General features: G+C 58.7%; 9 protein-coding genes and 1 pseudogene. 7 read left to right on the forward strand and 3 right to left on the reverse strand.

Annotation, left to right across the window (positions count from 1 at the left end; genetic code table 11):
- Positions 1-19: 19 nt before the first annotated feature.
- On the reverse strand, positions 20-748 hold the full coding sequence (locus FHT28_RS03170; protein ID WP_168595550.1) for a LuxR C-terminal-related transcriptional regulator: 729 nt from the start codon (positions 746-748) through the stop codon (positions 20-22).
- 575 nt (positions 749-1,323) lie between these two features.
- Between FHT28_RS03170 and FHT28_RS03175 the strand changes: the two genes are divergently transcribed.
- Positions 1,324-2,277 carry a hypothetical protein gene (locus FHT28_RS03175; protein WP_047638675.1) on the forward strand — a complete coding sequence of 318 codons (954 nt, stop codon included), beginning with the start codon at positions 1,324-1,326 and terminating at the stop codon, positions 2,275-2,277.
- A gap of 19 nt (positions 2,278-2,296) precedes the next feature.
- Here FHT28_RS03175 and FHT28_RS03180 read toward each other — a convergent pair whose 3' ends face one another.
- The gene (locus tag FHT28_RS03180) at positions 2,297-2,809 is read right to left on the reverse strand and encodes a TIGR00645 family protein (RefSeq protein ID WP_080760686.1); all 513 of its coding nucleotides are present in this window, start codon (positions 2,807-2,809) and stop codon (positions 2,297-2,299) included.
- A 171-nt stretch (positions 2,810-2,980) separates the two neighbouring features.
- On the opposite strand from FHT28_RS03180, the gene FHT28_RS03185 reads away from it, so the two are divergent.
- From FHT28_RS03185 to FHT28_RS03190, 3 genes and pseudogenes are all read left to right on the forward strand, one after another.
- Positions 2,981-4,660, forward strand: a complete 1,680-nt coding sequence (locus FHT28_RS03185; RefSeq protein ID WP_168595551.1) for a formate--tetrahydrofolate ligase — start codon at positions 2,981-2,983, stop codon at positions 4,658-4,660.
- A 76-nt stretch (positions 4,661-4,736) separates the two neighbouring features.
- Positions 4,737-4,991, forward strand: a complete 255-nt coding sequence (locus FHT28_RS36790) for a hypothetical protein (protein WP_348644966.1) — start codon at positions 4,737-4,739, stop codon at positions 4,989-4,991.
- Positions 4,992-5,006: 15 nt separating this feature from the next.
- Positions 5,007-5,585, forward strand: a pseudogene (locus tag FHT28_RS03190) (rRNA adenine N-6-methyltransferase family protein); the annotation flags it as partial.
- 35 nt (positions 5,586-5,620) lie between these two features.
- Here FHT28_RS03190 and FHT28_RS03195 read toward each other — a convergent pair.
- A complete protein-coding gene (locus tag FHT28_RS03195) occupies positions 5,621-6,439 on the reverse strand; it encodes an extensin family protein (protein WP_168595552.1) in 819 nt (272 codons plus the stop codon).
- A gap of 276 nt (positions 6,440-6,715) precedes the next feature.
- On the opposite strand from FHT28_RS03195, the gene FHT28_RS03200 reads away from it, so the two are divergent.
- From FHT28_RS03200 to FHT28_RS03210, 3 genes are all read left to right on the forward strand, one after another.
- On the forward strand, positions 6,716-8,959 hold the full coding sequence (locus tag FHT28_RS03200) for a TonB-dependent hemoglobin/transferrin/lactoferrin family receptor (RefSeq protein WP_168595553.1): 2,244 nt from the start codon (positions 6,716-6,718) through the stop codon (positions 8,957-8,959).
- Between the two features lie 429 nt (positions 8,960-9,388).
- On the forward strand, positions 9,389-10,912 hold the full coding sequence (locus FHT28_RS03205; protein WP_168595554.1) for an ABC-F family ATP-binding cassette domain-containing protein: 1,524 nt from the start codon (positions 9,389-9,391) through the stop codon (positions 10,910-10,912).
- Positions 10,913-11,167: 255 nt separating this feature from the next.
- Positions 11,168-13,357 carry an anthranilate synthase gene (locus tag FHT28_RS03210; RefSeq protein WP_168595555.1) on the forward strand — a complete coding sequence of 730 codons (2,190 nt, stop codon included), beginning with the start codon at positions 11,168-11,170 and terminating at the stop codon, positions 13,355-13,357.
- Positions 13,358-13,370: the final 13 nt, after the last annotated feature.

Raw genomic sequence — 13,370 nt, forward strand, 5'->3', positions numbered from 1 at the left:
CGGGGGATAATTGGAGCGGCTAGCTGATGAGCTTGAGCCGGATGGCTTTCGCAACGAGCTGCGTGCGGTTGACGCAATCAAGCTTCTTGATCGCGTTCATCATATAGGCGTTGACCGTATGGTCGGAGAGGGAAAGGATCTGGCCGATTTCCACCGAGGTCTTGCCCTGGGCTGTCCAGCGAACCACTTCGAGCTCACGGGCCGAAAGCACGTGCGGCACCGAGCCGTCGTTGCGCCTCAGATTATTATAGGAATCAAGCGCTTGCAGCATAATCATGGTGAGCTCGTTGAGCTCACTCTGGCTCAGGCTGTTGCGATTGCCCATAAACCAGAAGACAAGATGCTGCCCGTCCGGGGAGTTGATGGGTATGACAATGCTCATAGGGCAGTTGTAGTTGATCAGCAGCGCGTGCAGTTCGCGCGGCAAACTCATGTCCGGATCGTTGTCTTTTTCCAACAAGTGCCACGAGCGCGGCATCACAGTATCGCGCACACGCAACATTGGACAGCGTCGCACCAACTGCTGCCGATCAAACTCACGCATGAACTGCAGCGGCACCGACCCCTCGATCAGCAGCGGCGTCATCATCGAATCTTCGGGAGCCGGAGCATTCATGAAGGCCGTATGGCTGAAGCCAAAGGCAGCGCTCGTTCGCTCCAATGCATGCGCAAAAGCCGCCTGCGTCCGGGCTGCAGCCAACTCGGCGGAAAGCAACAGTTGTCTCTCGGCGGTGATGATATAGGACATATGAGTTGAGGAGCCCACAGCGTGTTATCGTTATCAAATACCGAATTTATGAGTGAATGCTAGACGCAAAAATATCACAGGACCATAAATAAGTTTATTTTCATATATTTTAATATACCAACCTACGGATTTGTATGACTTTTTACGAAAAGCGGCTCTGGAAGCGAAATTTTCTTCCCTGCTGCCCGTATTGCGCCGCGGATATACAGCTTGCGTCGATTGATGAGCCTGAGATGGGATCTGATGAGAATCGTCGTTTGGTCTCAGGCCGTGTCTGCCCCTGTTTTCCAGGTCATCCACAAGCGATCGCTAAGGCAATCTGGGCTTGATCCGGGCCGTTCTGGTGCTTATCGTAGTACGATTTTGTGTTTATATGGTATGATGAGTATGCATTGTATTGCATGCCGATTAGTCTGATCACAAAGGCTCCCTGTCTCCGGCGGACGCCCTTCATGGTTACATATAAATAAGCTGCCTTTGCGCAAATGTCGCAAGTGGACACAGGCGCGCCTTGCGAAGGCCAAAAGCGGTTGCTATCGGTCTTGCCAAAGCAATCGCTTCCAGGCGCGTATCTCATGAATTTTCGCTTCTTCCCGCAGTTTGCCGTGTGGTGTCGTCAAACGGCACTGTGGTTCCTGACAGCTCTATCGCTCCTAGTGCCACCGCCCGCGTTCGCCGGAGCCACTGACGGCGGCAAGCCGATGGAATTTTTGCTGGTTCATGGCGACATGGCCAAGTGCCGCGCCGAGAACAATTGCCCGGACTGGATCTCCGCCGAAGGGCAGATCATGCCGGATTCACCGAAGAAGCTGCAGAAACTCCTGAAGCGGCTCGGCGGCCAGAGTTTGCCGATCGTGGTCAATTCGCCGGGTGGCGACGTGCGGGCGGCGATGGAGATGGCCTATGCCATCCGCACGCAGAAGCTTTCGGTCGCGGTAGGCCGCACGCGCTCGCGCGCTTGTCCCTATGCTGAACCGATTTGCTCGGCTGCCCTGGCAAAGGATGGTTCCATCAAGGGCGAGCCGTTTTCCGCTGGGGCGATCTGCTTTTCGGCCTGTCCACTATTTTTCGCCGGTGGCATCCAGCGCGTTTACAGCCCCTTCGCGCTGCTCGGAGTGCATCAGATCACCACGACGTACAGCGAGGTGCGCGTTCAATACCGCACCGAATATGAAATGGTAGGCGGCAAGCGAAAGGTCATTTCCAAGCGGGAGATCGGGCGCAAGTTCGTCGGAAAGTACGACACGACCAAGCTCGACAAGGCCCAGAAGGCGAGGCTGGTCAAGTTTCTCGACAAGATGGGCGTCGACAGGTCGCTTGTCGATCTGATGCTCGGAACCGAGCCAAACGGGATCCATCTGATCCCGCAGATGGATGCGCTGAAGCTCAAGCTGACGACGGAGCTTGCCGCGGCCGATGAACTCGTCTTGGCGCATGATTGCAAGGACAAGCAATCGATAGCCGATTGCGCCGCACCCGTATCGCCGCCGCCGCCGGTTGCCGTCGCGCCGACGATGGCAGGCAAATAGCCGTTCGCTTCGTTCGGTCTCAGCCGTTCTTATTGCTTTTGGCTTTCGACATGATCTGTTCCAGGAAGCCAAGCAGCAGCGCCGAGACGACGAAGGCAAGATGTATGATCGTGAACCACATCAGTTTGGCGTTGTCATACTGCGTGGCGTTCAGGAAAATCTGCAGCAGGTGGATCGAGGAAATCGCGACGATAGAGGAGGCGACCTTGATCTTGAGGCTGCCCGAATCGAGCTTGCCGAGGAAGGAAACTTCGTCTTCGGCTTCATCGAAACGGCTTACGAAATTCTCGTAGCCGGAAATCATCACCATCACGATCAGGCTCGCCACCAGGGCGGCGTCGATCAGGCCGAGAATGGCAAGGATCATGTCGGCCTCGTCATACTGGAAGACGTTGATGGCGACCTTGTAGAATTTGTAGGCGAACGATACGGCGTAGACCGCCAGTGAGGCTGCGAGCCCAAGATAGAAGACAACCAGAAGCCAGCGGCTGGAGAGAATGATGCGCTCGACCAGTAGTTCCAGGGACTTCATATATTTTCCTTTTCTATCCTGCATTTGCGCGCGGACAATAAGCGCGCCTCGGTTCGGCGACAAGGCTCGTTAGTTTCGCGTGGGACAGCGAATCGCGGCTATTCACAGTGGATATTTATTGAGCTATCCCGACAAGGGAATGACTGCATATTAAGGCCGAGGGCGAGTTTTATGGCAACGGTGGCATCCGATATCGAAATCGCGCGCGCTGCGAAGAAACTGCCGATCATCGAGATTGGTGCCAAGCTTGGCATCCCGGCGGAAGATCTCGCGCCCTATGGCTACGACAAGGCAAAGATCGGCGCCGGTTTCATTGCGGCGCAAGCCGACAAAAAGGATGGCAAGCTCATCCTCGTCACCGCCATCAACCCGACGCCGGCCGGCGAGGGAAAGACCACCACAACCGTCGGCCTTGGCGACGGTTTGAACCGTATCGGCAAGAAGGCAGTCGTTTGTGTGCGCGAGGCGTCGCTCGGCCCCTGCTTCGGCGTCAAGGGCGGGGCGGCGGGTGGCGGCTATGCGCAGGTCGTGCCGATGGAAGACATCAACCTGCATTTCACCGGCGATTTCCATGCCGTCACTTCGGCCCACAATCTCCTTGCCGCGCTGATCGACAACCATATCTATTGGGGCAACGAGCAGAATATCGACATCCGCCGCATCACCTGGCGCCGGGCGATGGACATGAACGACCGGGCCTTGCGCGACATCGTCGCTTCGCTCGGGGGCGTTGCAAACGGTTTTCCGCGGGAAGGCGGTTTCGACATTACCGTTGCCTCCGAGGTCATGGCGATCCTCTGCCTTGCTTCGGATCTCAAGGATCTCGAAAAGCGGCTCGGCAACATCATCATCGGCTATCGTCGCGACCGCACGCCCGTCTATGCCCGCGATCTGAAGGCTGATGGCGCCATGGCGGTGCTGTTGAAGGACGCCATGCAGCCGAACCTCGTGCAGACGCTGGAGAACAACCCGGCGCTGGTGCATGGCGGTCCCTTTGCCAATATCGCCCATGGCTGCAATTCGGTGATCGCCACGCGCACGGCATTGAAACTTGCCGATTATGTAGTGACGGAAGCGGGCTTCGGCGCTGATCTCGGCGCGGAGAAATTCTTCGACATCAAGTGCCGCAAGGCGGGACTTTTGCCGGACGCGGCCGTCATTGTCGCGACTGTCCGGGCGCTGAAGATGAATGGCGGCGTCAAGAAGGACGATCTCGGCAAGGAGAATGTCGTAGCGCTGGTCAAAGGCTGCGCCAATCTTGGCCGGCACGTTGCCAATGTCAGAAAGTTCGGCGTGCCCGTCGTGGTGGCCATCAATCATTTCGTCTCGGATACGGAGGCCGAGGTCGAGGCGCTCAAGGATTATGTCGCGCGGCTCGGCGCCGAGGCGATCCTCTGCCGCCATTGGGCCGAAGGCTCGGCCGGGATTGTGGATCTCGCGCACAAGGTCGTGGAACTTGCCGAATCCGGCCAGGCGAAATTCCAGCCGCTTTATCCCGATAATCTTTCCTTGCTGGAGAAGATCGAGATCGTCGCGTCGAAGATCTATCACGCGGGCGAGGTCACGGCTGACAAGGCCGTGCGCGACCAGTTGCGTTCCTGGGAAGACCAGGGCTACGGCCACCTGCCTGTTTGCATGGCCAAAACCCAATATTCCTTCTCGACGGACCCGACCGTTCGCGGCGCCCCCGAGGGGCATATCGTACAGGTTCGCGAGGTGCGGCTTTCGGCCGGCGCCGGCTTTGTCGTCGTCATTACCGGCGAGATCATGACCATGCCCGGCCTGCCGAAATCGCCGGCGGCGGAGAGGATTTTCCTCAATGATCAGGGCTACATCGAGGGATTGTTTTAAGTTCTGAATTTGATTCAAACTACGCGTATGGCTTGGTGCGTATCGACATCATCTTATGTGATAGCGGAGGCAGATCATGACCGCAGGTGGCCGTGCCAGTTTGGACGATATACGCGCTTTCCACGCGAAGATGATGGCGGCGGCCAGCAACTCGACGGATGAAAGACTGGAGCAGGCTTTCAGGCTCGTAAGGCGCGAAGCATTCATGGGTCCCGGACCCTGGCAGATCGTGGTCAACAGACGCCACCTCGAAACACCAAGCGACGATCCCGCCTTTCTGTACCAGAACGTGCTTGTCTGTCTGGACAGGTCAAAGGGTATCAACAATTGAGAGCCGTTTCTCCACGCCGCTTTTCTCGGTGCTGTCGCTCCCAAGCCGGGCGAGACTGTCATCCAGATCGGGACTGGGACAGGCTACTACACTGCTCTTCTGTCGACGCTTGTCACACCCGGTGGCCATGTTCACGCAGTCGAAATCGATGAGACGTTGGCGAACCGCACGCGCGTAAATCTCGCATCGTTCGAGGGCATTTCGGTTATCCATGGCGACGCGACTTCTGCGGAGCTACCGGCTGCCGATCTGATTTATGTGAATGCGGGCGTCGTGATGCCACCCATCTCATGGCTTCAGGCGCTGCGGCCCGAAGGCCGGATCATCGTGCCGTGGCAAGCCAGTGACAGGATCGGTCTCGCCGTTTTGATCACGCGCACGGAGCATGGATACAGTGCTCGGGCGTTGATGCCGGCCTGGTTCATTCCCTGTATCGGGGCGTCGGATCCAGAGCAATGCAGCAAGGTCCCAACCGTCGGTGGAGCCCGGTCTATCCGATCGGTCTGGCTGACGCAGGATCGCTCCCCGGATGAGACGGCAGTCGCGATCTACAGGGATCTGTGGTTCTCGAACGCCGATGTGCCCCAAGGGTAGGGTTACGACCTGAGGATTGTCGCCCATACCGCCTTCTAGTGGCAGTATCGAAAGCCGCCGTTTCTTTCGAGCACATCGAGATGGAAGTGCGTTTCGTGGGCGGCATCGCTTTCCGGGTCGAGGACGGTCGTGAAATAGAGGCAGGCCGACGCACTCGTGGCGCGCTGGAATGCGCCCGTCAATGTCGGATCTTCGCGGCGCGGTTCGATGCCGATGGTCTTGCCGTTCTCGAAGGTGAAGCTGGCGATATCGATGGCGTTGCCGCGGGCATGTTCGGAAATCTTGCCGGTGGAGGCATTGTTGCGCAGGCGGCAGACATAGGTCGAAGCCTGGTTGATGGTGACGATCTTGCCATTGTCCAATGCAGTAGCCGATGGAATCACGCTTTCCTTGACCCAATGGGCAAGCGCCAGTGCGGCCTCGCAGCGCATCTTGCCCTCCGGTTTGAATTCGATGCCTGGCAAGGCCGAGGAAAGCGTGATCGGCTTGTCGATGCCGCAGCCATTGCCGTCGTCAATGCGTGGAATCTCCTTGAAAGTGGCGCCCATGGCACTCAGCTCGGAGAGGCATGTCTTGTGTTCTTCGTCCGATTCCGAAGCGATGGTCAGTGGCGGCCGAGGCGGCCCCTGCATCTCGCCGGTCGTCGGCTCGTCCTCCGGGGTTGCTGACTTCTCCACGGGAGTGACGAGCTTTTCCGAGGGCGCAATGGGTTTCTCCGCCGGGATCGGCGGTTCAGCGGATGGTTGGGCTTGTTCGCTGTCCGGTTTTTGTTGCGGTATCGGGCCGGTCTGCGGAAGAGAGGCGGCTGCCAGTAAGATCATGGCAGGGACTACGGAAACGAATCGGAACAGCATCAAATAATTCAGCCAATACTAATGATGATGCCGGTAGAACGCTTGATGCGGCCATTTCGTTGCAATTCAGCAACTTTTTCCGTTCGTCTTTAAACATGATAATTTTATTCATGATTATGGGCACTAGATATATTGACAATAATACTCATGTTTTTTATGCGGCAGAAAGAGGGCGGAATATTTCCGCTTTGTTAGCAAAACTAACCCAGCCAGCCCCTTGTCTGCCTCTGTTGCAGCAACCAGCCAGCCCGGTGAAGCAGTTCGAAAGGAACGGTTATGGTTGTCCGGCGCTCCCGCTCGGTTCTCTTGGCATGCACTGCGTTTCTGGCTCTAGGGCTGGCGACGACATCTTACGCGCAAACAGCAACTCAGACCGACGAGGCGACGGGCGAAGCGGTCAAGAGCGACCGCGTCACCAACCTGAAGCCGATCGTCGTCAAGGGCAAGGCGGCAAAGGATGTGCTTGCCGATTCCCCGACCGCCACAGAGACGACGGCAAAGCAGATCGACGACAACCAGATCACGCGCATCGAGGACCTTGGCCGCAGCACCGAGGTCGGCGTCGGCTTCAACCGCGCTACCGGCGGTGTCAACATTCGCGGCCTCGGTGATGACCGTGTGCTGACGACGGTCGACGGCATTCAAATTCCTTTCCTTCTCGATGCTTCGCGCGGCAGCGCCAATGGCGCCAATAATGGCGGCAATGGCGGCGTCAACAGCTTTGATTTCAACGCGCTCTCGAGCATCGATATCGTGCGCGGCGCCGATTCCAGTCGTGCCGGTTCGGGCGCTCTCGGCGGTGCCTTCGTGCTGCGTACGCTGGAGCCGGAAGATCTGATTGCGCCCGGTTCCACCTGGGGCGGTGTTTTCAAGTTCGGCTATAATGGCGACGACCGCAGCATCGGCGGTTCAGCCGCTGTTGCCAAGCGCATCGACAATACCGCCGTTCTCTTCCAGGGCGGCTACACGCATGGTCATGAGCTTGAGAACAATGGCGATATCCGCGGCTATTCGACCAAGCGTACCGAGGCTAACCCCGCTGACTACAATCAGAGAAGCGGTCTCTTCAAGATCCGTCAATATACCGACGTCGGCACCTTCGGCATCACGGCCGAGCACTACAACAAGGATAAAACCACCGATCTGATGACCCTGCAGAGCCCGACCGGAAACTTCCGGCCCGGCGATTATAATGGGACAGACAATGTCGAGCGCAATCGCGTTTCTCTTGATTACAAATATGAAGCCGAGAGTGCCGATTCGCTGCTTGATACCGCCAATGCCGTTTTCTACTGGCAGAATCTTCTGCGTGAAGGTGGTGCGGAAGGCTATCGCTATACATCCGTCATCGGCGACTATTGGCGCCGTAATGAAATGGAAGATCGCAGTATCGGCTTCGCCGGCAACGCATCAAAGTCTTTCGATACCGGCAGCCTGCATCATCAGGTCACCTTCGGTCTCGATGTCGCCTTCGACAAGGTTCACCAGTACTCAGCCGGCAAGGATAGCTGCAGTAACCCGCGTTGGCGTGCTTCTTGCGCCTTCCTGCACACCAACCAGTCCGATATGCCTGATGTCGACGGCAAGCGTGTTGGTGCTTTCATCGACGACAAGATCGAGCTGGGCTCCAGCAACGTCTCGTTGACGCCGGGTCTGCGCTTCGACTGGTACGACTACTCGCCGAAGAACACGGATGCCTATCGCGACAGTGCCAATTATAGCGGCCTGTCATCCGGTCAGTCCGACAGCCGCTTCTCGCCGAAGCTGCGCGCATCCTATCAGCCGCAGGACAATATCGAACTCTATGCGCAATGGGCGATGGCCTTCCGTGCGCCCAATGTCAGCGAACTCTACGTGAATTACGGCGTGCCCGGCGGTTATGTCAGCTACGGCAATCCGGACCTGAAGCCGGAGACCAGCAACGGCATCGAAATCGGCACCAATCTCGGCGACGACGACTTCGGCGGCCATATCGGCGGCTTCTACAACAAGTACAAGAACTTCATCGACTCGGAAACATCGGCCGATCCGACGCGCACCTATCCTCTTGGCATTACCGAATACTTCAACCGCGCCAATGTCCGGATGTTCGGTGTCGAGGTCAATGCGCACAAGAAGTTCGACAATGGCATCCATATCAAGGGCTCTCTTGCCTATGTCAACGGTAAGGACTCCGACAGCGGCGAATGGATCGATTCCGTCGCTCCCGCCAAGGCCGCCTTCACTGTGGGATATGCGACCGAGGTCTGGGGTACGGACTTTACCTTCGTCACCGCAACCAGCGAACCGAAGAAGGATGGCGATAATTTCCGCACTCCCGGCTACGGCATCTTCGATCTGACGGGTTGGTGGGAGCCGGAGCAGGTGAAGGGCTTGTCGCTGCGCGCCGGTGTCTACAACATCTTCAACAAGACCTACTACGACTCGCTCAATGTGGCGTCCACGGGCCTCACACAGCCTTCGGCCTACTATTCCGAGCCCGGCAGAACCTTCAAGCTGACGCTGACGCAAAGGTTCTGAGCTTTCACATCGAGGCAGCAAACTCAGGCGATGCTTCGGCATCGCCTCTTTTTTGCCTTTGAGCCGCGGCATCGCGAGGTTGTGTAATTGAAAATCGCAATGTTCGGTGTTATTAGAAGCGTGCAGTCTTTAACCTATCGAGAGAAAAGAGAGGAGGACCGTATGACCAAGATAGTCTGGCATATTCGCCAGTTCGGTCCGACTCAGGCCCTGCAGATGCGTTTGCAGGGCTGATCAGAGGCTATAACTCACTCATTTCTTCTGGTCTGCCCTTTTGGGAGACGTGGCGCACCGCCTTCGTGCTCGTGTCGCCGCGTCATGACATGTTTTCGAGCATTGGCCGATATACGGCCGACGACGTGCGCGTGGAACGGCGGCAAGAGCCGCTGACGATGCATTCGTGATGCTTGATCAGGACCGGAAGAAACCATGACTCTGATCAATCTCCGCAATTTTGGCGTTACCCTGGGTGCGCCTTTGTTTTCCAACCTCAATCTTACCGTCGATGCCGGTGATCGCATCGGGATCGTCGCTGCGAACGGACGTGGAAAAACCACGCTGCTCAACTCTCTTGCGGGCAGGCTGGAGCCCACGACCGGCGACATCACCCGCTCCCGCGGTCTTCGGGTCGGCTATGTCGAACAGAATGTGCCCGCGGATCTGGCTGAAGTTTCCTTCTACGATGCTGTTCTGCGTGCCTTGCCGAAGGAGCAGATCGCGAGCGAAAGCTGGCGCGTCGACGTCGCCCTTGATTCGCTTGGTGTCCCGGCTGCGATGCGGGAGAGGGCGCTTTCTCGGCTCAGCGGTGGCTGGCAAAGACTTGCCATGCTAGTGCGTGTCTGGGTGACCGAGCCGGACGTCTTGTTGTTGGACGAACCGACCAACCATCTCGATCTCGCCAAGATCGCGTTGCTGGAGGACTGGCTGAATGCGCTGCCGCGCGACGTGGCCGTGCTGATCGCCAGCCACGACCGCGCCTTCCTCGATGCCGTCAGCAACCGGACGCTGTTCCTGCGGCAGGAGCAGTCGCAGATCTACGCGCTGCCATACAGCCGGGCGCGTGCGGCGCTGGAGGAGGCCGATGCCTCGGAAGAGCGGCGCTACCAGAAGGACATGAAGACGGCACAGCAGCTGCGCAAGCAGGCGGCCAAGCTCTACAATATCGGCGTCAATTCCGGCAGTGATCTGCTGACCGCGAAGACGAAGCAGTTGAAGGCGCGAGCCGAGCGGTTGGAGGATGCAGCCCGGCCAGGCTATCAGGAGCGTTCAGCCGGTGCGATCAAGCTCGCCAATCGCGGCACTCAGGCAAAGATATTGGTGACGCTTGACGATGCCTCCGTCGAGACGCCGGATGGAACGCTTTTGTTCAAGACCGGCAAACGCTGGATCTGCCAGGGGGACCGCATCGTCCTGCTCGGGCCTAACGGTGCCGGCAAGACCCGGCTTGTCGAGATGATCCGCAAGGCCATTGCTGATCAGATTACGTTGGGGGCGGTCAAGGTGACACCGTCGCTGGTGCTTGGCTACAGCGATCAGTCTCTCTCCAATCTCGGCCAGAACGATACGCCGCTTGGCGTGATCACGCGGCTGTTCGAACTCGGCGAGCAACGGGCACGCACACTGCTTGCCGGCGCTGGCATGGGCATCGACATGCAGGGCCGCGCCATCGGCAGGCTTTCCGGCGGGCAAAAGGCGAGGCTGGCCATGCTGGTGCTGCGGCTGACCAATCCCAACTTCTACCTGCTCGACGAGCCGACCAACCATCTCGACATCGACGGCCAGGAGGCATTGGAGGGCGAGCTGAGGGCGAACGAGGCAAGCTGCCTGCTCGTTTCCCACGACCGCAGCTTCGTCCGCAACATCGGCAACCGCTTCTGGCTGATCGAGCGGAAGCGGTTGATCGAAGTGGAGGGACCGGAAGAGTTCTTCGAGGCGGCCCGCGCGCAAGAGTAGCGGAAGGATGGGCAGAGACGGAAAATCGTTTCTGCCCATTCGCTGAGATTGCGGCTTGCGCATCACCGCATCTCACGCTAACAATTCACGCCATGAACATGTCCTTGAACAACATTGCAGTTTGGTGGTGGGCTCGCTGAGGCGGCCTCGACCAATCGTGTTCAAAGACCACGAGTGAGCCGCCCGAGATTTCGAGGCGGCTTTTTTGTTATAAAGGCCGCCTGTCATCCGGGCCCGATAACGGAGTAAGGAACAATGGTAACGATCCTTCGGGATGATGGTGCGGAAATCTACGAGACGAAGGGCGGGATCACCGTTACCCGCCAGCGTCGGCCGACCCCTTATGCGGATGCTGTTTCGTCCTATATCGACAAGCTCGACGAGCGCCGCGGCGCGGTCTTCTCGTCGAACTACGAATATCCCGGCCGCTACACGCGCTGGGATACCGCCATCGTCGACCCGCCGCTCGGTCTTTCCTGCTTTGGTCGCGACGTCTGGATCGAAGCCTATAACGAGCGCGGCGAAGCCATTCTCGGCTTCATCACCGAGAAGCTGAAGACCGTTTCCGAGCTGACGCTTGGTGCCTCGACACCGCGCCGGCTCGACCTGACTGTCAAGACGCCGGATCGGGTGTTTACCGAGGAAGAACGCTCGAAGATGCCGACTGTGTTTACCGTGCTGCGCGCGGTGACGGAGCTGTTCTATTCGCAGGCGGATGCCAGCATCGGCTTCTACGGCGCCTTCGGCTACGATCTTGCTTTCCAGTTCGATGCCATCAACCTGAAGCTCAAGCGCCCGGACGACCAGCGCGACATGGTGCTCTACCTGCCGGACGAGATCCTGGTGGTCGATAATTACTCCGCCAAGGCCTGGATCGACCGTTACGACTTCGCCAAGGGTGGCATTTCGACCGAGGGTAAGTCCGGCGAGATCGCCGCCGAGCCCTTCCGCAATACTGATGCCATCCCGCCGAAGAGCGATCACCGCCCCGGCGAATATGCCGAGCTGGTGGTCAAGGCGAAGGAGAGCTTCCGCAAGGGCGATCTCTTCGAAGTCGTGCCCGGCCAGAAGTTCATGGAGCGCTGCGAGAGCAAGCCTTCGGATATTTCCAAGCGGCTGAAGGCGATCAATCCGTCCCCCTATTCCTTCTTCATCAATCTCGGCAATCAGGAATATCTTGTGGGCGCATCGCCTGAGATGTTCGTGCGCGTCTCCGGCCGCCGCATCGAGACCTGCCCGATTTCAGGCACGATCAAGCGCGGCGACGATCCGATCGCCGACAGCGAGCAGATCCTGAAGCTGTTGAATTCCAAGAAGGACGAGTCCGAGCTGACCATGTGCTCCGACGTCGACCGCAATGACAAGAGCCGCGTCTGCGAGCCGGGCTCGGTCAAGGTCATCGGGCGCCGGCAGATCGAGATGTATTCGCGCCTCATCCACACGGTCGATCATATCGAGGGTCGCCTGCGCGACGACATGGACGCCTTCGACGGTTTCCTCAGCCACGCATGGGCCGTCACCGTTACCGGTGCCCCGAAGCTCTGGGCCATGCGCTTCATCGAGAGCCATGAAAAGAGCCCGCGTGCATGGTATGGTGGCGCGATCGGCATGGTCGGCTTCAACGGCGACATGAATACCGGCCTGACGCTGCGCACCGTCCGCATCAAGGACGGCGTTGCCGAGGTGCGGGCCGGCGCGACGTTGCTCAACGACTCGATCCCCGAGGAAGAAGAAGCCGAAACCGAATTGAAAGCCTCCGCCATGCTGTCTGCGATCCGTGATGCCAAGGCTGCGAATTCCGGCAAGCAGCAGCGCGACGTTGCCTCCGTCGGCAAGGGCGTGAAGATCCTGCTGATCGACCACGAGGACAGTTTTGTCCATACGCTTGCGAACTATTTCCGCCAGACGGGCGCGACCGTTTCGACCGTGCGCACACCGGTGCCGGAGGAGGTTTTCGACCGGCTGGATCCCGATCTGGTCGTGCTGTCGCCGGGACCCGGCAATCCGAAGGATTTCGACTGCAAGGCGACGATCAAGAAGGCGAGGGCGCGCAACCTGCCGATCTTCGGCGTCTGCCTGGGGCTGCAGGCGCTGGCGGAAGCCTATGGCGGCGAGTTGCGCCATCTCGCACTGCCGATGCACGGTAAGCCCTCGCGCATCCGGGTGCTCGAACCGGGCCTGGTCTTCTCCGGCCTCGGCCGTGAAGTCACCGTCGGCCGCTACCATTCGATCTTTGCCGATCCTTCGACGCTGCCGCGTGACTTCATGATCACGGCCGAAAGTGAGGATGGCACGATCATGGGTATCGAGCATGTGAAGGAACCGATCGCGGCCGTGCAGTTCCATCCGGAATCGATCATGACGCTCGGCGGCGATGCAGGCATGCGGATGATCGAGAACGTGGTGGCGCATTTGGCGCGCCGTGCAAAGACGAAGGCGGCCTGACGCAAAGCCCGGC

Source organism: Rhizobium sp. SG570 (assembly GCF_012275345.1).
Classification (GTDB): domain Bacteria; phylum Pseudomonadota; class Alphaproteobacteria; order Rhizobiales; family Rhizobiaceae; genus Rhizobium; species Rhizobium lusitanum.